This window comes from Roseimicrobium gellanilyticum (assembly GCF_003315205.1).
In the GTDB taxonomy this organism is placed as follows: Bacteria; Verrucomicrobiota; Verrucomicrobiia; order Verrucomicrobiales; family Verrucomicrobiaceae; genus Roseimicrobium; species Roseimicrobium gellanilyticum.
Window position 1 is genome coordinate 323,532 of record NZ_QNRR01000003.1, and the last position, 22,922, is coordinate 346,453.

Genomic DNA, 22,922 nt, shown 5'->3' on the forward strand with positions numbered 1-22,922 from the left:
TTGGAGAGCGCCTGCTAATCACTTAGGCCAGAAGGCCTTGAGCCACTTCACCGCTCACATTTGTCAGCCGGAAATTCCGCCCGGCGTAGTTGAAGGTCAGTTTTGTGTGATCCAGCCCCAGCAGGTGCAGCATGGTCGCGTGCCAGTCATGGATGTGCATGGGATTGACCGATGCCTTGTAGCCAATCTCATCCGTGGCGCCGTAGTTCATGCCGCCTTTCACACCACCGCCGGCCATCCAGATGGAGTAGCCTTTGTTGTTGTGATCGCGCCCATCATTCGCCTGAGCGTAGGGTGTGCGACCGAACTCACCGGCCCACACCACCAGGGTGTCCTTCAGCATGCCACGCTGTTTCAAATCGGTGAGCAGGGCCGCGATGGGCTTGTCCGTGGCCTCGCACGCTTTTGCGAGATTGTCTTTCAGCAGGGCATGGTGGTCCCAGTTCGCCGGGGCCGCGATCTCGATGAACCTCACTCCTGCTTCTGCAAGGCGGCGGGCCAGCAGGCACTGGCGGGCGAACTGATCCTTTCCTTCACCGATGCCGTAGAGCTTGCGCACACTCTCCGGCTCATCTCGAATCTCCAGCACCCCGGGCACTTCAGACTGCATGCGGAAGGCAAGTTCGAAGGATTCAATCGCCCCTTCGATTTCCGGCTGCCACTGCTCGCGCTCCAGCTTGTGCTGGTTCAGACTGCGGATGAGATCGATCTGCGCCCGCTGGGTGGAGGATGAAAGTTTGCTGTTCGCGATGTTCTTCATCGGCGGTCCCGGAGTGTCGTCGCGCTTCAGGAAAGCGGCGTACAAGTCCGGCAGCTGGCTGCCACCGATGCGTGTACCCTGGCAGATGGCGGGCAGGAAGGCGCTGCCATAGTTCAAGGCGCCGCCGTTGTCCGCCGGTGGATTCAAGGTGATGAAGCCCGGCAGGTTGTCATTCTCACTGCCAAGGCCATACAAGGTCCATGCCCCCAACGAAGGCCGCACGAACTGGAAACTTCCCGTGTGCATCTGCGCGAAGGCCTGCGCGTGATTCGGCAGGTCCGTGTGCATGGAGTTGATGATGCACAAATCATCTGCATGCTTCGCGAGATGTGGATATCTGTCTGTGATCCACAGGCCGGACTTCCCATGCTGGGTGAAGGGATGCGCGGGTCCGAGAAGTTTTGCTCCTGCAGAATCGCGCCCGAGTGTAGCGGATTTGCCACTGCCCTTGATGAGGTCAGGCTTGTAGTCGAACAGATCCACATGCGAGGGACCGCCGCGCATGGTGAGGAAGATGATGCGCTTCGCCCGCGCAGGGAAATGCGGCGCCTTCGAGACAAGAGCATCCCCACCTTTCGCTGCCGCCGTCTGTGCCAGCGCGGCGAATGCCAGATAGCCGATGCCCGAGGAGACGGTCATCAAGGCCTCGCGACGCGAAAACAAGCGGTGCGGAAAAGCGGAAGCAGTCGTTTGCATGGCAGTACGATTGGTGGAGTGAACTTGCTGACTAGTCGGCGTTGCGGAATTCTGCGGTGGCCAGCAGAGCCTGGCAGTAGCTGGCGAGCAGGGCGTCTTCAGCCGGAGCATCGGACGACGTTCCCGCCGTCTCGAAATAGTGCTTCGCGATTTCCATCTCCTTCGGGTCGGGCGCGCGGTTGAAGCAGAGGAGAAATGCCTCGCGAATGCGTGCCTCGGTTGCCTTCTGTGCCTTCGCGACCCGTGCAGCAAGAGCCGCGGCCTGTTCCTGAACGAAGGCGCCGTTGAGCAGGTACAACGCCTGTAGCGGCACATTCGTCACACTGCGGTCTCCGATCACCAGGCTGGGCTCAGCGGCATCGAACAACTCCATGGCATCCGGCAACGCATCACGCAGCACCGGAAGATATACGGAGCGTCGGCGAGAACCATCGAGGTCCTCAGGCACCTTTTTGTTGAAGCCGATGAGCGACACCGAGTGGTTATCGAGTTCCGCCACCAGCGACCCTGCACGCGGTGAAGGATCCAGGAGGCCTGACACGGACAGCATGGAGTCGCGGATCACTTCTGCATCCAGACGCCTCTTGCCGGCACGCCACAGCAGGCGGTTCTCCGGATCCTTGTGGAAACAATCGTCACGATACGTCGACGCCTGACGGTAGGTACGGGAGAGCGCAATCTCACGAATGAGCGCCTTCACCGACCAACCACCGTCCGTGAATTTCACTGCCAGCGAATCCAACAGCTCCTGGTGACTGGGGCGCTCACCGCTGAAGCCAAAATTGTCCGTGGTCTTCACGAGTCCCGCTCCCAGCAGGTGTCGCCACACACGATTCACCATCACCCGGGAAGTGAGTGGATGTTCCGGACTGGTGAGCCATCTGGCAAACTCCAGCCGCCCGCTCGATTTGCCATCAGGAACTGATACACCGCGCATCTCCATCACTTTGGGGAAGCCACGCCTGATGGTTTTGCCCGGGTGCGCGATCTCTCCACGCTCCAGCAGGGCCGCATCCTGGATCTTCTCCGCATCCTCCACGCCCATGCACAGCGGAAGAGCGCGTCCCTTTTCATCCATGGTGGCCAGCCGTCCCTCCAGACCACCGCTCTGCCAGTAGATGCGAATGGCATTGCCCAGCAGTTTGTTGAACTCACCACTGAGGTCCTTGCCCTCGAGGTTGGCCTTCATCACATAAGCCTCCTGGTCCTTGCCCTCTTTGGCGAGTTGGGCGAGGTCGGCCTTCAGCCTGGCCACCTCTTGAGGTGTGCCGGGTTTGTTTGGCACGAGCTGCCCGGGCAATTCCGGGAGACGAAGGAGCGTGCCGCCATTGTTGTTCTCGGAATCGATCCACGTGCCGTAGTGCGTCTTCGTGCTCTTGAAGACACCCGCGAGCGCGTAGTAGTCCTCCATGCTGAAGGGCTCCGTTTTGTGATCATGGCAGCGTGCGCAGGCCACGGAACTGGCCATGATGGCGCGGGTCACGGTGTCGAGCTGTTCGTCCGCGAGATCCGCGGCGAACTGCGCCTTGCTCATTTCATTCAACCCCTTCGCACCAAAGGCAAGAAAGCCGGTGGCCACCAGCAGTTGTGCCCGCGCAGCATCATCCTTTGCTGGCAGCAGATCACCTGCGATCTGCTCGGTGACGAACCGATCGAACGGCTTTCCTTCGTTCATCGCACGGATGACATAGTCGCGATATCGCCAGGCATGTGGAAAGGTGATGTTCGATTCACGCCCATTCGACTCCGCGAAGCGAGCGACGTCCAGCCAGTGCTTTCCCCATCGTTCGCCGAAGTGTGGACTGCCCAGCAAGCGGTCCACCGTTTCGCCCAACAGTTTCTCTCGCTCCTCACCACCTTTGTTCCATCTCTGTACGAAGAACTCTGTTTCCGCCGGAGTTGGAGGGAGACCGACAAGGTCGAAATGCAATCGACGCAGCAGCACTACGGGCTCGGCATCTGGCGAAGGCGTCATGCCTTCCGCCTCCAGCCTGGCCAGGACGAAGTGATCCAGGTCCCGAGTCGCCCAATCCGTGTCCTTTGTTTTTGGCGAGGGCGCCACGACGGGCTTTTGGTAGCTCCAGAATTTTCTCCCCTCCTCCACAGAGACGGGAGGCAGGGCAGCTGTTCTCGCCGCCGTCTCACGGGGATCATTCGCACCACTCTTGATCCAGGCTTCCAAATCCGCGATGACCCGGTCGCTGAGTTTCGGCTTTTTGGGTGGCATCTCCAGGTCGGGATCCGCATGCTTCACTGCGGTGAGCAGCAGACTCTTCGTGGGATCTCCCGGCACGACTGCAGGGCCGGTCTCACCTCCGCTGCGAATGCCGTGTTTCGTATCCAGCAGCAGCCCACCCTTGGATTTGCCAGTTTCTGTGGAGTGGCATTCGTAGCAGTGCTCCACCAACACGGGACGGATCTTCGATTCAAAGAAGGCGACTGAAGCAGCATCCTCCGCGCGCGTGTGCGAGGCCATGCCAGCCAACGAGACGAGGGGGAGCAGCAGGCGAGCAACCCTGCGAGGCGCGGAGGTGAGGTTGTTTCCGGAGCTCATGGGAGTCTGAAAAAATTCAGAAATTGGCCAAACGAACTATCGTTTTCGGCAGTTGATTGATTTTCAGGGGGAATGGCGGCGAGATTCATGATGAGAGCTTCGGGGAATGGCCGCAAAAGAACGCAAAGGACGCAGGAGGGTTGGGCGCCAGGCAGGGTGACGGAATGTGGTGAGCTTACCCAGATTTTATACCCATACAATTGTTGAATAAATAGTCAGGTTAACTGTGAGCTCGTTGGAGGAAGGGTAATTGTCCGATGGATATTTCGGACAGCGTTCATGGAGACTTCTCCGCAGGCTGTTCTTTCTTCTTCTCCTCCAGCCATCTGGCGGTGGCTGATGAAGGCCAGGAGTCGCTGATGCAGCGCACGCCTTCACCTTGTTTCCAGAGCATCCACTTCGGCGCACCGTCTTTCAAGGCGGCAAAGGTGAGCTCGGTGGAGGACTTCCACGCCGGCATGGTGCGGCACTGCCAGCTGGCGTGCACTGGGGAGATGATCTCCGTCTTGCCACTATCGATTTCCACCACGGCCACGGCATCCGTATCGCTCTCCACCACGGCCAGCTTCTTTCCGTCCGGTGAGGCAGTGAACCAGCCAAGATTCGCAGGCAGGTCCCCCGGAGCCGTAGGCACCGGTGTGAGGGTCTTGCCATCCGCAGTGACGGTGAAGAGCTGCAGCGCCACTTCCAGTCCCTCGCCTTTTGCCGGAAAGGTCACCGGCTGGCTGGCGAAGAGCACCCGGCCATCCGGCAGGGCAATCACACGCGGAGAGGTGGGCATCAGCGTCAGGGCGAGGGTCACCGGGCCTTTCAGGTCATCGGGGTGGGCCACGTCTCCCTCGCTCCGTTTCCTCAGCGTGCCGTCCGCTTTCAGGACCTCCAGCCGGTGGATGCGCTGGAGATTGCTGTCCTTGCCCATCACCGGAGCTGAATACACCAGCGAATGCCCATCCGTGGTCCAGTCGAAGGCAGCACTGATCTGGTGCGCAGCCTCCAACCTCGCGCTTCCGTCCAGCATGGCCACCTCCAGCTTTGCCGCATCCTCCTCCTCCATCGCATGCAGGAACGCCACGGCCTTCGCTGTGGGTGAGATCTTGGGGAAGACAAGCGCACGGAGGCTACGGGCGAGTGGACGGGGTTCACCATCCAGCTTTCCGTCCTTCATCTTCACCAGACAGATTTCCTGCACGGGGAATACCATCTCTTCTTCACGCAGGTGCTCGATCGTCGCTTCACCCTTGGGAGTCTTGCGCAGTTCAGCTTCGAGCGTCTCTCGTTGCGTGGTGTAGGCGAGGTAGAAGGCAGCGCCCAGCAGCACCCTGTTTTTCACAGGCAACCAATCGTCCACATCACCAGTGTTCTCAGTCTTCTGGTCATGCGCCGCATTCCAAGCAGTGATGAGCAAGGGGATACCCCTGGCGAGCCGCTCCACCTCGGCCGCTTCCCCGGGGGGGATCACGACCTTCGCATCCTCCCATTTCGAGAAGGCGAGAACGCGATTCACCACAAAGCCGCTGCCGTCTGGAAGCCAGCTCGCACGGCTGGCAAGTTCCCCCTCGTTCCCGAGCTTGATATCAAGCTTCACCGGCGCAGCGCCATCTGCCCCGGCCAGGTAGAGCCCGTCTTCAAGTTGCATCAGGGCGTGGCTGCCATCTGGCGACCACCAGAAGCGCTCCTCGGGGAGGCATCCCGCGAGGGCCAGCACCACCAGGGCACTGAGTGCCGTGAAAAGTTTTTTCATGGAATGGAAAAGTTACGTTGTTAGTTCCTCACCCGAACTGCGCGCAGTTCACCGCTGTCTGGATCAGGTGCGAGGCGGTAGCTGGCCCACGGGCTGTCCGACCGCGGGGTCTGCGGCACCACATTCACCGAGGCGACGGTTGGCGTTGGAGGAGAAAGTGGCTGTGTCCGCCCTGCAAAGAAGCCGGTGGCGCCACTCGCCCCCAGCAGCACCACGATGGCTGCTGCTTTCGCCAGCACCGCAGGGGTGAACCATCCCTTCTTCACGATGGGAGAGGCAGGGGCGTTCTTCTTCTCACCACCTCCCATCTGCACGAGTTCCGGATGTTCCAGCACGGTCTGCTCGGTGATGGCGAGAGCGCCCAGGATGCGATTCGCTTCGGCCTGTGCTTCGGGATTCTGCGCGAGGTGTACGGCCAGCAGTTCGGTGGCCTCCGGGCTGAGTTCTCCGAAGTGCCGGTCGATGATCAAGGCATGGAGGGATTGTGCATTCATAAGCTGAAGAGAAAAGGGAAGGAAAGGTTCAAGGGTTGGTTTCCAGCCGCTCGCGCACGGCGGCCACGGCGTTGTGCAGGCGGGAGCGGACGGTGCCCACCGGGATGCCCAGGGCCTCCGCGATTTCCGCGTAGGAAAGGCCCTGGGAAAAGCGCAGCTCCAGCACCTCGCGCTGCAGCGGTGCCAGGGCAGCGATGGTCTCACGCGCAGCGTCCACGCGGTCATCTTTCACCGTCACTGGCGTGCGCGCGTCGGCGACAGCTGCCACGGTATCAAAGGGCACCACGACTTCGCGCGACTTCCGCTCCCAGGCCGCCTGGCTCAGGTGTCGCGCGATGCCAAAGAGGTAGCCCCGGGCACACTTGAGCTGCCGCCCCTCCTTCAGGCCGCGGGCCATCTGGAGGAAGGTTTCCTGCACCAGGTCCTGCACGATCGCACTCACGCCATGCCGCCGGGTGAAGTAGCGGGCAAGGTCTCCCGCGCTCTCGGCAAAGAGGCGCTCCAGAAGGGGCGGTTGGTCGGTGGTGTCCACGGTCGGCAGCAGGGTGAGCGGTCAGGCGCCGGGGCATTCCATTACGCTCACTTCTCCGTGTCCGCGCCAAGGGAAAAGGTTCAGAGGGTTTTGAGTTTTTTGGATGGTCATGGAGGGTAACCAAGTTGTCCTGGGGAGCGGGTTGGTGTGGCCGTTCCGTACGGGGGCGAGGCAGTGTACGTGGGATTCAACGCAGAGACACGGAGACGCAGAGGAACTTCGGAGACGGAGAATGAGTGCGCGGCTGATCGCGGAGGGAGTGGCGGGACGGGTGTCGCCTGCTCTGTCCGTCACACTCACAAAGGTCCTGACATCCATCCTGCAAGACACGGCGGCTTCGACACCGGCTGTCTTGCAAAACCTCCCAAGCAAAACAAGCGACCTATCATGAGCTTTCTGACCAAACTCTTCGGCAAGAAACCGGACCCGACGGCCGAGTTCCCCGTTCCTCCCAAGCCTGTGAAACTAGTCTGGGATACCTCCACGGGTTCACTAAATGGCATTCCCCTGGGTGCACCCGTGTCTGCACTGGAGCCGCTTGGTCCCTGTCCGGACATCCGCTACATCAGCAACAGCACGACCTACTTTGCCTATCCGCATCTGGGTCTGTTGATGGAGTTCACCCAATGTGGACTTGAGTTCATCACCCTCTCGATTTCTGAGCACGAGTTCAATCCGGTGGGCGAATCGAGTGCCAACGCTGAAGTCGTCATCCATCCTGCGGGAGAACTCCTTACTCCAAACATGGATCCGGACACTCTGACCCACCTCCTGGGAGAATTTGACCTGATGGACAAGGATGAAGACGAAGTCACTGGCAACTTTTGCATCGGCGACCTCGTGCATGAGGCCACCTTTGTCGAAGGGGCGCGGCTGGTGAGCGTGGTCATCTACCGCGACGAGTAGCCCCTGCTTCACGCTACGCGGCATGGATCTGCTCTGCCACGCGATTCGCGGAGCGGGTGGCAGCATCCATGCCCCAGGGCAGATTGTCATAGGCCGCACCGGCAAAATGAATCGGCCCCACCGGCTCGATGAGATGCGGCCATAACTTTGCCAACTGCCCCAGGGGGAAGGCCTGCCGTTCGCAGCCGAAGCACGTGGGCTCCTCCTTCCACCACTCATGGACAATGCATCGCTCGATGGTGTCCTTGTTCTTACCCGGATAGAATTTGCGGAACGCCGCGATGGTTTCTTCCGGAGTCTGTGAAGGCATGCCACTCCCCATGAGTACGCAGGATTCGCCCGGCACATCGTCCGCCGTTTCATAGACCAGGGACATGCGCGAGTCGCCTGTTTCGAGGTTGATGCTGGGCACATCTCCCTTCCAGAAGGCCGTCTTCGTCTGCAACAACACGCGCGACTGCATCCCCATCACCGTCTTCTGCAAGGCAAACGCCTTCGCTTCCGGCCAGTCCGGCGTGACCTTGACGCCTGCGAGCAGAATGGGCGGAATGCAGAGGACCAGCGCATCCGCCTGAAGCTGCTGAGGCTTGTCTCTTTCGGTGAAATGCACCGTGACGGAACTGACCGTGTGCTCAATGGCAGTGATCGGACAATGGCGCCGGATGCGATCGCCAAGCTTCGCGGCAAAGGTATCGGGCAGCACCTGATTTCCTCCCTTGAGATGGAAGACCTCCCGCTTGAAGCCGGGGAGACCACGCAGCTTCACGATCGCGGACTGCCAGAGACGAAACAACGCGGAGGTGTCGCTGCTTAGGGGAGGCTTCTCGGGAGTGGCGACTCGTCCTCCGCCAGCAAAGCGCATCGCAGCCGCTGATGCACCTGCCTCGGCAAAAAGTTCACCGATGAGCGAATAGTCCAGTTCGTCAAGACCGACGCCGAAGGGCTGGTATTCATCTTTGAACTTCGCGAGATATGGTTCGAGGAACAGCTTGCTGAGCTCCGTCCAACCATGCTCGATGATGTAGTCCACTTCACGGGGAGCGAAGCCAAAGGTGCGCAACACCACAGGCTCTTGAAGCTGCGCCTCGGTGTACCATAACCCATCGATCTTCCGGTACATGTTCTGCCTCCGGTTCCAGGGCAGATAGTCGAGGTTGAACTTCTCCACATACTTCCAGTACTGGGTGTAGCCGGGCTTCGTGAAATGCTCCGCGCCCACGTCGGCATAAAGCCCGTCAGGCAGCGGATCGCGGATGGTCTTCACATGCCCGCCGATGCGTCTCGATGCCTCCAGCACCGTCACTTCATGACCTCGCTCCATCAGTTCATAGGCGCAGCATAGACCTGCGATGCCGCCGCCGGCCACGATGACCTTCTTGCGGGCCTTCACTGCTGGTGGCTGCTGCTGAGCATGAATATTGCCCATCAACGTGGCTCCGGTCAGACCGGCCGCGATTCGGTGGAAGTGACGGCGACGCATAGGAGCGTGGAGTGATCGGTGAACCTTCTTGCAGTCAGGAGGGCCGGGGCATGGGGCGTTCTCACGTTACCGTGAAAGAATGCTGCCATGATCAGCCTTTGGACTTCAACCGCGATCGGATGCCCATCCTTTCGGAGAACTTTTCCACCATCGCTCCATGGTCATGAAAACCAATGCTCCTGCTCTGATTTTCCAAAATGGAACCGCAGTCCTGCCGGATCGGCTGGTGCCAGATGCGGTGGTCATCTGTGAGAAGGGTCGCATCGCGGCGGTAGGACCTGCGAAGAGGACACGGGTGCCGCGCGGAGCGCATGTCATCGATGCACGTGGCGGATACATTTCGCCCGGCTTCGTGGAGATGCATGTGCATGGTGGCGATGGGGCAGACTACATGGATGGAACTGCCGAAGCCGTGCGTGTGGCCAATCGCGCGCACACGCGGCATGGAACGACTTCCATTTTCCCCACCACGACCACGGGTTCACCGGCACAGCTCGATGCGATGCTGAATGCCTGCATCGCAGTGCGGAAGGAGTGGAGCATCGCGGATGGCGCACGGCTGCCGGGTGTGCATTTCTATGGTCCGTACTTTGCCGAGGACAAGGTGGGGGCGCACTCTGCGAAGGGAAGACGCAATCCGGTGGTGGAGGAATACACGGAGTACTTCCAACGGGGGATTATCAAGATCGCCACCTGTGCAGCGGAGCTGCCGGGTGCAGAGGCATTCTACAAGACTGCGAAGAAGAGCGGCTGCCTCGTCACCTGCGGTCATTCGAATTCCAGCTGGACCGAAATGGAGCGAGCCTTCCGCTGCGGCATGCGTCATGTGGATCACTTCTGGTGCGCCATGAGTTCGGTGGCTTCACTACGTGCCCGCTTGGGTACGCCCATGCAGGCGAGCATGGAGGAGTTCGTGCTGATGCATCGTGAGATGAGCACGGAAGTCATCGCGGATGGGCATCATCTCGCGCCGGCGCTTTTGCGTTTCGCGTATGTGATGAAAGGTGCGGACCGTCTCTGCCTGGTCACGGACTCCAATCGTGCGCTCGACATGCCGCCCGGAGAATACCGCATTGGGCCGGAAGATGGTACGATGTTCATCAGCGATGGTTTTGTGGGACGTATGCCCGGTGGTCCGCTGGCCAGTTCCATCATGGGGATGGATCACATGGTGCGTGTGATGGCGCGCGATACCAAGGCACCGGTGCATGATGTGATCCGCATGGCCTCGCTCACGCCTGCAGAACGGGCTGGCGTGGCGAAGAAGGTCGGCAGCCTGGAGAAGGGCAAGCTCGCCGATGTGCTGGTGCTGGATCGGAAGCTGGGGGTGAAGCGGGTGTTTATTGGTGGGGAGGAGTTTTCGGTGAAGAGGCGGGGATGAGACTGGTCTACTACAGCGCGATGACAAACGGAGCTCGCCCCTGAGGGGTCTCTCGGAGAGGTTGCCAAGATATGCAAAGCATCGCCGTTTGTTGCAACGACTCCGCGACCCCTTCAGGGTCGAATGATATTTTGTATCATACCCAAGGTGTCGGTCGCCAAGGCTCCCTAACACTGGGCTGGGCTCCTGCGCCCTTTCAGGGCGCGGCTGCGGGCACTCATGCAGTCCACCAAGCATGCTGCCTGGTCAGTTGTCATGTAGAATTCAATGAGCATGTCCCGCTCGCTGTGATCGCGCAATTCACGCCACGCAACATGAGGAAGCCTCGTGCGGGATTTGAGCCATGACCGTTGATTCGAGATGTGTGACGGTGAAATTTTGTATGACGGCACGTATGGTTGGATTGTTCACCACTTCACGCCATGACTGATCCAACTGAGTACTCCTCTGACGATGGTGAGAGAGAAGCATCGCAAGAACAGGAGATGTCACAGTCCTTGGAGGAGATAGCCACGCTTGCAAGCATTCGCCGCGGTCTTGAGGATATGAGACAAAACCGGACCGTAGCCACTCAGGTGGTGCATGACAAGCTGCGGCTGGGTTGAAGTTCGGAAGCTGGATTCCAGCAACGTTATCAAGGACATCAGGGCTGGATCCCTCCGTTCAAAGCGGTGTCGCGCCTTAGCGCTTGCCACCGCACTCCAAGACGCAAAGCGAACTGGAGATATGGGCAGGTATACATTGCGCCATCTCGCCGCTAAAATCATTCACGGTTTCTTATCCTGACTCATATGTCCGAAGCGAGATGGACACTGCCTGAACCGTATTGTCGGTTTCCACTTGCCATCACCATACCGATTCCGCTACCACTTCCCTCATGACACTGACCTGCCGCTTTCTTCTTCTCGGTTTTTGTTTGTCGATTGCTTCCACCGCCTTCTCCGCGGAGAAGCACAAGGTGCTCATTGTGGATGGGCAGAACAATCACAAGTGGGACATCACCACGCCGGTGCTGAAGGATGCGCTGGAGAGTAGCGGTGTTTTCACGGTTGATGTGAGCACCTCGCCACCCAAAGGTTCACCGAAGGAAGCGTGGAATGCCTGGAAGCCGAAATTTTCCGACTATGCGGCGGTGGTGAGCAACTACAACGGCGAGCTGTGGCCGGAGGCAGTGCGCAAGGACTTCGAGGCGTATGTCTCCAGCGGCGGTGGCTTTGTCTGTGTGCACGCGGCGAACAACTCCTTCCCCGAGTGGCCGGAGTACAACAAGATGATCGGCGTGGGTGGCTGGGGCGGTCGTGATGAAAAGTCCGGTCCCCGTCTGCTCGTGAAAGACGGTAAACTCATGCGCGACACCTCCGCCGGCAAAGGTGGGTCGCATGGACCACAGCATGGCTTCGTGGTCACCCATGTGAACACCGAGCACCCCATCACGAAGGGACTGCCCACCCAATGGATGCAAACCCAGGACGAGCTCTACAACAGCCTGCGCGGTCCTGCCGAGAACCTGGAGGTGCTGGCCACGGCTGTCTCTGAGCAGACCAATGATGCGGAGCCCATGCTCATGACCCTGACTTATGGCAAAGGGAGAGTCTTCCACACGCCGCTGGGCCATGCGGACTACTCCATGCTGAACCGGGGGTTCTACACCATCCTGCAGCGCGGCACCGAGTGGGCCATCACGGGCAAGGTCGTGCAGACTGCCAAGGTCCCGGCCGACTTCCCCACAGCGGACAAGGCTTCCGTGGTCACTCTGGAGGGCTACCCCAAGCAGCAGCCTCCGGCACCGAAGCAAAAGTAGAAGGCTTTTCCAGAAGCCTCGGCGGCGTGAGACACTTTCCGGGGGCTGTCTCTGGCGCGTCACAGGAATTCACTGTGTGTGAATCACTTACGCTGCGCGGATGGCAACACCGTGGGGACTCTTGGACGTGAAAAGGCTTCTGGAGAAGCCTTCTACTTTCACTTAGCCTCCTAGGCTTGCGGCCCCTTCAATTCTCGCCAGAATCAGAGGTTTCAGTACCCCTTTCCCTCCCCCTTCCTCATGCAGCTCCGTTCGTTCCAAGGTCTCGTCCCCACCCCTGAAAAAGCCGCCGATGTCGCCGCCGTGCCCTATGACGTGGTGAACCGCGCCGAATCCAAGGCCCTGGCCGCCAACAACCCGGTCAACCTGCTGCACGTGGACCGCGCGGAAATCGACCTTCCGGACAGCGTGGGCGACTACGACCCACAGGTCTACCTGAAGGCGCTGGAGAACTTCAAGAAGCTCCAGACGGATGGCGTTCTCGTCCGTGAAGCTGGCCCCTGCATGTATCTCTACCGCCAGGTGATGGGTGAGCATGCCCAGACCGGTCTCGTCGCCGTCTGCCACATCGAGGACTACGAGAACGACATCATCCGCAAGCACGAGAAGACCCGCAAGGTGAAGGAGGATGACCGCACCAAGCTGGTGGATACCCTCAGTGCGAACACCGGCCCCATCTTCCTGACGTACCGCGACCAAGCGCAGATCTCCGCGATTACCAAGGAGCACGAGAAGGAAGACAAGCCCATCTATGACATCACCGCTCCGGATGGCATCCGTCACCTGCTGTGGCGCCTGCCCATCGAAACCTGCGAGGAGCTGACGAGGCTCTTCGACAAGAAGGTGCCCCTCTCCTATGTGGCGGATGGTCACCACCGCAGCGCCAGTGCCGCCCGTGTGGGCAAGGAGCGCCGCGAGAAGAATCCCGATCACACCGGCCAGGAGGACTACAACTGGTTCCTCAGCGTGCTCTTCCCCGCCAGCGAGCTGAAGATTCTCCCCTACAACCGTGCGGTGAAGGATCTCAACGGCCACACTCTGGAAGGCTTCCTGCACGTGGTGGGTGCCATCTTCTCCGTGGACCCTAATGGGAAGAAAATCCCTGACCACCCCGGCCAGGCCTGCATGTACTACGGTGGCGTGTGGCACACCCTTGATTGGAAGCCCCTGGAAAACGCCTCTCCCGTGGAAGCGCTCGACGTGAGCATCCTGCAGAGCCGCCTCCTCGCCCCGGTGCTTGGCATCGACGATCCGCGCACCAGTGAGAAGATCGACTTCATCGGCGGCATTCGCGGCACTGCGGAACTGGAGAAGCTGGTGGACAGCGGCTCGCACAAGGTCGCCTTCAGCATGTACCCCACCACGGTGGACCAGCTCATGGCCATCGCGGACGCGGGTGAGATCATGCCGCCAAAGAGCACGTGGTTCGAGCCGAAGCTGCGCTCCGGCCTCTTCATCCACACCCTGGATTAATGGAGCGATCGTGCCAGCACGAGTGAATTGAGATGAGCTCCGCCGGTCCGCCCTCCCTGCCCTCCGTGCACCGCCGCGTGGCGATCACGGCGCAGGGTGGCACACGCTGTGCGACAGGCGCCCGCGCCCTCCACTGATGTTATCCATCTCCGCCATCGGCTTTGCCCTTGTGGTGCTGCACGACTCCCCCGTGCAGCCCAGCATCAACTGGCCGTTGGTGATTCCCATGCTGGTGGCGTACGTCGCACTGCTGGCGCTGGCGGCCGTTCTTTCGGCGCTGGAGATGTCGCTCTTCGCCCTGCGGGAGCGGGGTGTGGCGGCGCTGCCCACCACGATGCCGAAGGAGAAGGAGCACCTGCGTGAAATTCTGCGAGATCCCACTGCCTTGCTTCCGGAGGCGCTGCTGCTTGGCTGCCTGGCAAACCTCGTCCTCGCCACCATCTGCCTCTGGTTCGCCGTAGAGCCGCTGCAGCAGCTTGGATGGAATCCATGGATCAGCGCTCCCATTTTGCTGGGAGCAAGTCTCCTTGCCGCCGAGTTGCTGCCCAATGCACTGGCCATCCGCTCTCCGGAGAAGGTTCTGCTGCGGACACTTCCCTGGTTCCGCGGCATCCGCTGGATCCTGGTGCCACTCTGCGCGCCGCTCCGCATCTGGACTGAGGCCGCTGTCCGCTTCTTCACGCCGAAGAAAATGAAGCCACGGCAGAATCTTGACGCGGAAGAAATCGTCACGCTCATCGACATGCGTCATGAGCAGGATGCCATCACCGGCGATGAGGCCACGCTGCTGAAGTCCATGGTGGGCCTGCACCAGCTCGCGGCCAAGGACGCCATGACCCCGCGGGTGGACCTTCCCCTGATGCCGCACGATGCCGAGGATGATGAGGCCTCGAATATGCTGGAGACCACGAGGCATCAATTCGTCGCGGTCTTTGATGCGAAACGCGATGCCATTGCGTACGTCGTGCCCGTGCAGCAGTGGAAGCTCTCAGGGCGCCCGCACTGGAGCACCCTGACTCAGGTACCCGAGTTTGTGCCCGAATCGCTGCCCTTGCTCGAGGCCATGCGCGAGCATCTGAAAGATGACGCTACCGCCGTGGTGGTGGTGGATGAATATGGCGGCTTCGAAGGCCTGCTCACGAGGGCAAATGTGGTGGAGCAAATCCTCGCGAAGGTCGCGCCTGCACCCACGTCATCCGCAGGTCTGCAATCCATCGGCCCGGATCGCTATCTCGTTTCGGGCACCACCCGCCTGGATGAGTTGGAGCGCGAGCTGGAACTCGAGTTCAATGCAGAGGGTGTGGATACCATCGGTGGGTTGGTGCTCAATGCGTTTGGCTATCCACCCAAGCCCGGTGAGCACATCACGGTGGCAGGCGTGCACATCAAGGTGAAGCGCACTGCTCGCGCACGCATCCAGCAACTGGAACTGCACGTGCTCGAAACCACCGGTGAAGAGGAGGCCGAGTCGCCATGATCTGGGTCCTCCTGCCACTCTGCCTTATTCTGGCATTCATCCTGTCCGGCATGGAGAGCGCCCTGCTCACCGTGAGTCGCGTCCGCGCCCGCCACGCCGCGGATGAAGGGGACAAACTCGCTGCGCGCCTCGCGGGCCTGCTGGAAAAGCGCAATGAAATCCTGCACACCGTGACCGTGCTGAATCGCGCCATGGGCCTCGGTGCTTTCGCGATGGTCGCGGTGGGTCTGGTGCATCTCCTGGGACCTTGGGGCTGGGCAGCTGCACTCTTGCTTGGTTTGCCGGTGTTTCTGATCGGACTCGAGCTCGTGCCGAAGGTGCTCTTCCGCCGTTATCCCTTCCGCCTCTTGCGCAGCTTCGCACCGATGCTGTGCTACATCCATCGCGCCTCGACACCTACGCTCTGGCTTGCGCGACTCATCACGCCGAAGCAACTCACCTCACCCACGCATGTGGAGAGCGTGGGACTCTCCTCACTGGCGAAGACGGTCGCCGGGCTGGGTGTACTGCCAGAGCAAACCTGCAAGCTGCTTCACGGCCTCGCAGAATTTCACCCCATGCAGGCACGCAATGTCATGACGCATCTCAAGAAGTTGAGTGCCCTGCCTCCGGATTTGCCCCTGACAAGTGTCGTTGCCCTCTCCAAGGAAGCGCCCCTCCTGTGGCGAGCGGTGATGACGAGTGACGGCACGCTGAAAGGCTGGCTGGACATGACGGCTCTCCCAGCCTCGCCTTCACGGGATCGGCTCGTGCGTCAGTTCATGCGCCCGCTGCTGCAAATTCGTGAGACGGATTCCGCACTCCGCTGCTTGCAGGCACTGAGGAAACGAGGCGAGCCTGTCGCCGCAGTGTTGGATGGCTCTGGTGAAACCGTGGGTGTGATCACGCAAAAAGGGCTGGTGCAGGCCCTGCTCGCGCAGAATGGGAAGAACGGGCACGGCGCGGTGAAGTAATGGTGCTCCTACATGGTGGTCCGCCCACTCCGTGTGCGGTCAGAGTGTTGCATGTCTCCGGATGAGATTTGAGCCTGGAACGTGGTTCGTGCGCGCTGGGAATTTTGTGGGTGAAGGCGATTGTTTCACCCTCTGACCGCACACGGAGTGGGCGGACCACCCTCGGTCAACTCCCCTGCCACGCCTTCCAGAAGGCTTCTGTCTGCAACATATCTGGTCGTACCTCCCAAATGGCGGCGCCTTCGTCCGCATCATCATGCAACTGGTCAGGCACCGTGATGAGCCTGTAGTCCATGCTCCACATGCGGGCCCAGGGCTCGAAGCTCAGGCCGTGCGGGTTTTCCATCACGCGTCGCGTGCCTTCATCCGCATCCTTCAGCCATGCCACGCGTGAGAAGATTTTCCCGCCGCCGTTGTTGATCACTACCAGCCGCCGCTTGCCGGCTTTCAACTGCGGCAGGATCCAAGGTGCGCCGAGGTCATAGACCGCACTGAGATCTCCCACAATGAGCCATGATTCCTGTGACTGCGCGGAGAGTCCGAGCCAGGTGGAGACAAGGCCATCAATGCCATTGGCGCCACGGTTCGCGAAGAATGCCGCACCCGTTGGAGGAGGCTCTGACGCGAGATTCCACTCGCGGATGGGCAGGCTGTTCCCCAGCATGACCATGCTGCCTTCACCCATGACTCGTGAAAGGTGCCCCATCCATGCAGGCTCAGAGAGCGGGTTCGCTTCCAGCGCCCGCTCGAGTCGCTCCGCGTCCGTGTTCACCGGCATCGCAGAGGCGACCATAGGCACATGAAAGTCCGGATGCCGCAGCACATCCCATGAGCAGGTCACCACCCCCTCTGTCCTGGAGAGCCCACGAAAAGGAGCGCGCGAAATATTGAGCACAGGAATGTCCTCGCGCGCATCGAGATCACGCCACCATCTCCACGATGGCACGCTTCCCAGACGCACTACGCGCTTCGCATCGAACGCGCGCATCACAGACTCCCCGCCGGTCAACAGCTGGGACTTCAATTGGTCATCCCCAAGCAGATTGGATGTGGCCTCCGCCATCACGGGCACTCCCACTTTCAGCAGGAACTGCCGTGCCGCAGGAACATCCGCAGGATGCAATCCACCCACGAGCGCGAGCATGGGCCCCTTGGCACTCCAGAATTTGCTGATGCCCACCTTGTCCCACTCGAGAGCCGGATGCGGGGTCGGTTTCCGAGCCGGCAGGTCGCGATGCTCCGCTTCAAAGCAGGCGAAGCCCTCCTCCAGGCAGATGTTGAAATGCTGGGGACCGCTGCCTCCGGTGGCTCGTCCGACCGTGGCGTGATACTCCGCATCCCGGTATTCCATTTCCACGTCCCGCACGACGTAGTTTCCGAAGAAGCCCATCTGCTCCACCGCCTGTGGAGCACCGCTGCCGCGATAACGCGAAGGACGATCGGCGGTGATGGCGATGAGCGGCAGCGCCTGATAGTGCGCCTCCATGATGGCAGGAAAGAGCTCTGCCACTGCGGTGCCCGATGTCGTGACCACCGCCACAGGACGCCGCGAATGCATCACACGACCCAGCGCAAAGAAGGCCGCACTGCGCTCCTCCACGAAATGATACACCACGGAACGACGTGCGAGCAGCAGATGCAGCAGTTGCGCATTGCGCGCACCCGCTGCCACGCAGAACTCCCGCACGCCCATGACATCCAGTTCATTGAGCAACGCAGAAATCAATTCCACATTCCGCTGCACTGCGGTGTGCTCAGGAGAACCGTTGGAGTCTGCCATGACTAGACGCCAAAAAGTTTTGCCACAGATTCCCGTTTGAGCCGGAGCTCGCGCCACTCGTGATCAAAGGCACTGCCACCCACGATGCCACAGCCGCTGGGCAGGAACATGGTCGCCTCATTCCATGCGAGGCCACGGATGCTCACCACGCAGTGGAAGGCATCATCCACCTTCAATCCAAACGGTGCGCCAAAGAATGCAGGCGTCTTCAGCTGCCGGCGATACTCCGCCAGTTTCTCACGGCCAGACTCATCACGCGGCAGGCAACCCACCGCTGGAGTGGGATGGAGCCTTGCGATGAGGTCGTTGATATCCGCGGAGTTCTGAAGCTGCACGGAAATGTCCGTGCGGAAATGCGTGAGACCGGCGGGGTGGCTTACTTCGCGGGCGCCACGGCTCACCTGTCCAAACTCCTTGAGCGCTTCCTCAATGAAACCTGCCACGAGTTCGTGCTCCTCAATCTCCTTCACGTCCGCCGCGAAGCTCTCCTCGCGGTTGGGCTTCGCCGTTCCAGCGAGAGCCATGGTGCGTAGCGTGCTGCCCTCGATCTGCATGAGGAGTTCCGGCGTGGCGCCGAGGAAACCCTGGTTTCCCTGCACACGCGCATACCCCCACAATCCGTCCGGCGCCTCCAGCACACGGCACAGCAGCACACGCGGGTCGCCGGATTGCAATTCGCCTTCTTCGGTGAGCACCGGCACGAGTTTGCGGAGCTTGTGCGCGAGCACATCCTTGCGGATACGGCGGAAGGCCATCTTGAACCACTCCGTGGCTGGCTTCTGCCAGCGCACCTTGGGCGCAGCCGCATCGTTCAGTGCTTCATTTTGGGCTAGGGCAGCCCACAGATCTTCCCTGGATTTCACCGGGGTTAGCCGTGCAGGTATCTTCCAGGGCCTGGCGTCGGACAGTGTGAAGTCATTCACATAGAACGCAGTGCCGCCCGGAGGTGCCGCCGCTTCCGCAAACGGTCCCTCCCCCACCCATGCCCGTCCGTCGGGAAGCCTGAAAAGCGCGAGGTCCATCATGAATCAAAATTGGACCGGCATCTTGGCGCGGGATACGACAATGTGCAACGCATGCCTGATGTGGCTGAAAAGGAGAGGGATGGGCATTTTTTTCGGATTGTCGCAGCCGCCACTGTTTGCTAGATAAGAAGAATGCCGTCCGCCCCTGTGGAACTCCGGTCGCTGCTCCGGCTGCTGGATGATGATACGCCTGTCGTCCGCGACGCGGTACGTCAGAAGCTGGCTGCGCTGCGCCACGAACTCCCGGAGCATTTCCTCGCTCTGGGCGAGCCTCTGGATGACGAGCAGCAGCGTCTCATCAGCGAAATCCTCGCCCCCGTGTGCCGCGAAGAGCTGGAATCTGCCTGGATGTCCTGGAAGTGGCTCTCCTCCCCGGAAGCCCAACTGGAAGAGGCTCTCGGCCAGCTTTCTGCCTTCCTGAGCGGCTGGCAAACAAAGGCCGAGGAGCTGCCCCACCAGCTTGATGCGGTCGCGGAGCGGGCCATGCGCGAGGGCGGGACCTATGATCCCCACCGGCTCGCAGACTTCCTTTTCGGTGGTCGCGGGGACGACGCCCGCCTGCGCGGAAATACGAAGGACTACTATGCCGCCCACAACAGCAACCTCCTCTGGGTGCTGGCCAACGGGCAGGGCAATCCTATTTCCCTGAGCTGCATCTACATCTTGGTGGGCCGCCGCCTTGGCATGCGCATCGAGGGCTGCAACTTCCCCGGTCACTTCCTCGCGCGTGTGCGCCACGAGAGCAAGGTATGGCTGGTCGATTGCTTCAATCGCGGTCGCTTCATGCTGTCCGAGGACGTGGCCAAGCATCACCCCGCCGCCAATCCTTCGATGGAAGACGTGGTCCGCGACCCTGCCCCGGTGGAAGCCATCATCGCCCGGGTACTGCGAAATCTGGACGAGGCTTTTGAGCGCGAAAGCAACCTGCCGCAACGCCACGTGATACGGCGGCTGATGCTGAAGTTGATGGAGGCGTGAGGTGGCCTCAGCAGATGTGAGCGCCCTGGGTATTCACGTAGACGGAATACACGGACTGGCTCGCGGTGATAAAGAGTCGATTCCGGCGGGGGCCGCCGAAGCAAAGATTGCTGCCGGTTTCGGGGAGTCGAATTTGACCGATAGGCTTTCCTTCGGGGGAGAATATCACGACACCGTCATACTTGTCGCCAACCCAGCCAGTGCTGGCCCAAACGTTACCATCGACATCGCAACGCACGCCGTCAGAGCCTCCCTTGCCCTTGGTCACAAAGTCCGACAGAGGACTGAGCATCCCATAGCGCCTTTCATAGTCTTGTTCCGCGGTCTTCATGCCTTGCTCCTTGTCGAGGAGCTCCCGCGGCCATGTGTCTCGTGAGGGTACGGCGCGACGACCGGGCCCAGTGGCCGGAAACAGTTGCGTGGAAGCTTCGCGATACACCTCTTTTGCTTTTATGGCAGCCTCTCGAAGCGTCGACGTTTCTTTGTCGACATCGAGATTCATCACCGCAAACACCTTCCGGTTCGCCAGCTTCTTTCCATCCACGACGTCGTACACAAGGATGTTCTTCGGCGAGCCGGTGTCCACGAGGTAGAGCTTCTTGTAGTCGGGTGAGAAGCAGAGGCCATTCGGCTTCACGACTTCATCGGTGACCTTCTCGATCTTTCCTGCGGGATCGATGCGATACACCGCTTCCTTCAGTTCCAGCTCTCCCTTGTAGCCCTCGTAGTTTCCCATGCTGCCGTAGCCGGGATCGGTGAACCAGATGCCGCCGTCGGGATGCACCACGGCGTCGTTGGGAGCATTCAGGGGCTTGCCGTCAAACTTGTCCGCCAGCACCGTAATCTTGCCATCGCGATCGTAGCGGGCCACGCGACGCGTACCGTGCTCGCAGGAGATCTGGCGGCCTTCGTAGTCAAAGGTGTTGCCGTTGCTGTAGTTGGAGGGATTGCGGAAGGTGCTGACATGCCCGTCTTCATTCAGCCAGCGCATCTGCACGTTGTTGGGAATGTCACTCCACATCAGGTAGTTTCCATGCGTGCTCCACGCGGGTCCCTCCGCCCACAGGCAACCCGTGTGCAGGCGCTGAATCGGCGCATTCCCCTGGATGTATTTTCCGAAGGAGGGGTCCAGCGCAAGCACATCCGGATCCGGGTACCGCGAGGGCTGGGCATTCGGACCATAGTCACGTCCCAAAACGGCTCCGGCAGCAGCAGTGGCAAAGGTGGTGAGGAAAGTGCGGCGGGTGTTCATACTTAGAAAGCGTTTCGGAACTGAGTTTTTCGAAGGGCAGGATGACGAAATAGACGCAAGCAGGCAATGGGTATTCGATGAATAAGTGCTCCATACCGCGGACACTTCCGCACTACGGACGCCGCCCTCCGGACTTTCTCAATTCACCACATTCCTCGCCGCCTGTCCGAGCAACACGCGTCGCACATTCTCACTTCCCTTCACGCGCATGTCGCGCAGGCCTTCTTCCGTGTAGAAGGCGGAATGCGGATTGAGAATCAAACGGTCATGGGCGGGATGATGCGGATCGCGCCAGGCTTGAAGCAATGGGTCGCTGTCGGACGGCGGTTCCTTCTCCAACACATCCAGTGCGGCACCGGCGAGGTGACCGTTTTCAATGGCGCGCAGGATGGCCATGGGGTCGGATACTGCACCACGCGCCGAATTGATGACATAGGATCCCTGCGGCAGAAGCTTCAGCGTCTCCGCATTTACCAGCAACCGCGTCTCCGGCGTCAGTGGGCAGTGCAGGGACAGCACGTACGACTTGGCGAAGAGTTCCTCAATCGACTCGGCACGGCGCACACCCAGGGACTTGTCTTTGCCATCCGGTGCATAGGGATCATAGAACCACACATCCATGCCCAGTGCCTTCGCACGCAACGCCGCCGACGTACCAATACGACCCAGCCCCACAATGCCAAACACGCGACCACGCAGGCGGTGCAGGGGCACCATGGGTGAGTAGTGCCAGGGGCCGACGTTGCGCTGCAGCCGGGAGTTCATCAAATGCACGCCACGTGTGAGCGTCATCATCATGGCAATCGCGGTGTCCGCCACGTCCTCCGTGCCGTAGTCCGGGATGTTGGCCACCGGGATGCCGCGCGTGCGGGCGAAGGCATGATCCACGTTGTCCACGCCCACACCGCAGCGGATGATCAGCTTGCAGTTCGTGAGGCGCTCGATGATGCGAGAGGTCACATTGAACTGGTGATACATCATGATGGCATCCGCATCCTCGATGCGACCAATGAGCTCATCCTCACAGAGGGCATCCAGCGCAATGACCTCCGCGAGTTCCCCCAGGATGCGGCGTTCCTCGTCGAGGGGTTCCGTGACGAAATCGGTGATGATGACTTTGGCGGGCATGGTATGCAGAAAATTTATCAATTGCGACGTCCCATCTTTTTCTCCACTGACTCGATGCCGTTTCTAGCGATATCCACAAGCACGAGGGAGACTACGGAGCTCAAACAGAAGGTGAAGAGCAGCAATGCGTTGATGAGAATCACGAGAGCCGAAAGAACTGTCAGCCGCCATCTAGGCCACCATTTCTTCAAAGTAAACTCCACGGTCACGAGAGTCGCGACCACAGCCAAAAACAATGGACCAGTACGCCATCAATCGTATAGCGTGTGACATATCCTGAAACGAAGCATCGGCAGCAATCTTGTCCCATTGATGGCTGATTTTCGGTGCGATGATCGTAACCCAAAACAACCAGGTTAGGAGCGTGGGAAAGATCGCAAGAGTCACCATCAGATAGGTCTTCCACGCCGGCTTGGGTTGCATGGCCGCCATGCTGGAGTCCTCCCGCAATTTTCATCAAGGAAAATTCTTCATTTTCTCCTGCGGAAGCAGCCAGCCAGCGCAAGCGAAA

Annotated in this window: 20 protein-coding genes; 8 read left to right on the top strand and 12 right to left on the bottom strand. The window is 60.3% G+C overall.

The window, feature by feature from the left end; all coding sequences use genetic code 11:
• Window positions 1-22: 22 nt before the first annotated feature.
• The 5 genes from DES53_RS11305 to DES53_RS11325 all read right to left on the bottom strand — a co-directional run bounded on the left by DES53_RS11305 (window position 23) and on the right by DES53_RS11325 (window position 6,777).
• Window positions 23-1,456, bottom strand: coding sequence for a DUF1501 domain-containing protein (locus DES53_RS11305; protein WP_113958368.1), 1,434 nt, complete (start codon window positions 1,454-1,456; stop codon window positions 23-25).
• 31 nt (window positions 1,457-1,487) lie between these two features.
• Window positions 1,488-4,010: a PSD1 and planctomycete cytochrome C domain-containing protein gene (locus tag DES53_RS11310; RefSeq protein ID WP_113958369.1), complete on the bottom strand. Its 2,523-nt coding sequence runs from the start codon at window positions 4,008-4,010 to the stop codon at window positions 1,488-1,490.
• A 277-nt stretch (window positions 4,011-4,287) separates the two neighbouring features.
• A complete protein-coding gene (locus DES53_RS11315; protein ID WP_113958370.1) occupies window positions 4,288-5,751 on the bottom strand; it encodes a TolB-like translocation protein in 1,464 nt (487 codons plus the stop codon).
• Between the two features lie 20 nt (window positions 5,752-5,771).
• Complete coding sequence (locus tag DES53_RS11320; RefSeq protein WP_113958371.1) at window positions 5,772-6,245, bottom strand: anti-sigma factor; 474 nt, start codon at window positions 6,243-6,245, stop codon at window positions 5,772-5,774.
• 28 nt (window positions 6,246-6,273) lie between these two features.
• Window positions 6,274-6,777: an RNA polymerase sigma factor gene (locus DES53_RS11325; protein ID WP_170157028.1), complete on the bottom strand. Its 504-nt coding sequence runs from the start codon at window positions 6,775-6,777 to the stop codon at window positions 6,274-6,276.
• A gap of 387 nt (window positions 6,778-7,164) precedes the next feature.
• Here DES53_RS11325 and DES53_RS11335 point away from each other — a divergent pair, with 387 nt between their 5' ends.
• Complete coding sequence (locus tag DES53_RS11335) at window positions 7,165-7,683, top strand: hypothetical protein (protein ID WP_113958374.1); 519 nt, start codon at window positions 7,165-7,167, stop codon at window positions 7,681-7,683.
• Window positions 7,684-7,696: 13 nt separating this feature from the next.
• Here DES53_RS11335 and DES53_RS11340 read toward each other — a convergent pair whose 3' ends face one another.
• Window positions 7,697-9,163, bottom strand: a complete 1,467-nt coding sequence (locus tag DES53_RS11340; protein ID WP_113958375.1) for a flavin monoamine oxidase family protein — start codon at window positions 9,161-9,163, stop codon at window positions 7,697-7,699.
• Between the two features lie 163 nt (window positions 9,164-9,326).
• On the opposite strand from DES53_RS11340, the gene DES53_RS11345 reads away from it, so the two are divergent.
• The 6 genes from DES53_RS11345 (at window position 9,327) to DES53_RS11370 (ending at window position 16,248) form a co-directional block, all read left to right on the top strand.
• Window positions 9,327-10,544, top strand: coding sequence for an N-acetylglucosamine-6-phosphate deacetylase (locus DES53_RS11345; RefSeq protein WP_113958599.1), 1,218 nt, complete (start codon window positions 9,327-9,329; stop codon window positions 10,542-10,544).
• Window positions 10,545-10,966: 422 nt separating this feature from the next.
• Entirely contained in the window at window positions 10,967-11,149 is a 183-nt protein-coding gene (locus DES53_RS32935) for a hypothetical protein (protein ID WP_113958376.1), read from the top strand.
• Between the two features lie 272 nt (window positions 11,150-11,421).
• Entirely contained in the window at window positions 11,422-12,345 is a 924-nt protein-coding gene (locus DES53_RS11355) for a ThuA domain-containing protein (RefSeq protein WP_113958377.1), read from the top strand.
• 240 nt (window positions 12,346-12,585) lie between these two features.
• Window positions 12,586-13,818: a DUF1015 domain-containing protein gene (locus DES53_RS11360; protein ID WP_113958378.1), complete on the top strand. Its 1,233-nt coding sequence runs from the start codon at window positions 12,586-12,588 to the stop codon at window positions 13,816-13,818.
• Window positions 13,819-13,954: 136 nt separating this feature from the next.
• Complete coding sequence (locus DES53_RS11365) at window positions 13,955-15,295, top strand: CNNM domain-containing protein (protein WP_113958379.1); 1,341 nt, start codon at window positions 13,955-13,957, stop codon at window positions 15,293-15,295.
• The gene (locus tag DES53_RS11370) at window positions 15,292-16,248 is read left to right on the top strand and encodes a CNNM domain-containing protein (protein ID WP_113958380.1); all 957 of its coding nucleotides are present in this window, start codon (window positions 15,292-15,294) and stop codon (window positions 16,246-16,248) included. The genes DES53_RS11365 and DES53_RS11370 overlap by 4 nt, the downstream gene beginning before the upstream one ends.
• Before the next feature lie 166 nt (window positions 16,249-16,414).
• Here the strand turns inward: DES53_RS11370 and menD are convergent, their stop codons facing one another.
• Together menD and DES53_RS11380 are read right to left on the bottom strand one after the other, a co-directional pair.
• Complete coding sequence (gene menD, locus DES53_RS11375; protein ID WP_113958381.1) at window positions 16,415-18,028, bottom strand: 2-succinyl-5-enolpyruvyl-6-hydroxy-3-cyclohexene-1-carboxylic-acid synthase; 1,614 nt, start codon at window positions 18,026-18,028, stop codon at window positions 16,415-16,417.
• A 2-nt stretch (window positions 18,029-18,030) separates the two neighbouring features.
• Window positions 18,031-19,053, bottom strand: a complete 1,023-nt coding sequence (locus DES53_RS11380) for a chorismate-binding protein (protein ID WP_113958382.1) — start codon at window positions 19,051-19,053, stop codon at window positions 18,031-18,033.
• Window positions 19,054-19,185: 132 nt separating this feature from the next.
• Here DES53_RS11380 and DES53_RS11385 point away from each other — a divergent pair, with 132 nt between their 5' ends.
• On the top strand, window positions 19,186-20,031 hold the full coding sequence (locus DES53_RS11385; protein WP_113958383.1) for a transglutaminase-like domain-containing protein: 846 nt from the start codon (window positions 19,186-19,188) through the stop codon (window positions 20,029-20,031).
• Window positions 20,032-20,038: 7 nt separating this feature from the next.
• Here the strand turns inward: DES53_RS11385 and DES53_RS33710 are convergent, their stop codons facing one another.
• The 4 genes from DES53_RS33710 to DES53_RS11405 form a co-directional block, all read right to left on the bottom strand.
• Window positions 20,039-21,283: an SMP-30/gluconolactonase/LRE family protein gene (locus DES53_RS33710; RefSeq protein WP_245958144.1), complete on the bottom strand. Its 1,245-nt coding sequence runs from the start codon at window positions 21,281-21,283 to the stop codon at window positions 20,039-20,041.
• A 138-nt stretch (window positions 21,284-21,421) separates the two neighbouring features.
• Window positions 21,422-22,411 carry a C-terminal binding protein gene (locus DES53_RS11400; protein ID WP_113958384.1) on the bottom strand — a complete coding sequence of 330 codons (990 nt, stop codon included), beginning with the start codon at window positions 22,409-22,411 and terminating at the stop codon, window positions 21,422-21,424.
• A 17-nt stretch (window positions 22,412-22,428) separates the two neighbouring features.
• The gene (locus tag DES53_RS33855; protein WP_281270147.1) at window positions 22,429-22,554 is read right to left on the bottom strand and encodes a hypothetical protein; all 126 of its coding nucleotides are present in this window, start codon (window positions 22,552-22,554) and stop codon (window positions 22,429-22,431) included.
• Between the two features lie 28 nt (window positions 22,555-22,582).
• On the bottom strand, window positions 22,583-22,843 hold the full coding sequence (locus tag DES53_RS11405) for a hypothetical protein (protein ID WP_113958385.1): 261 nt from the start codon (window positions 22,841-22,843) through the stop codon (window positions 22,583-22,585).
• Window positions 22,844-22,922: the final 79 nt, after the last annotated feature.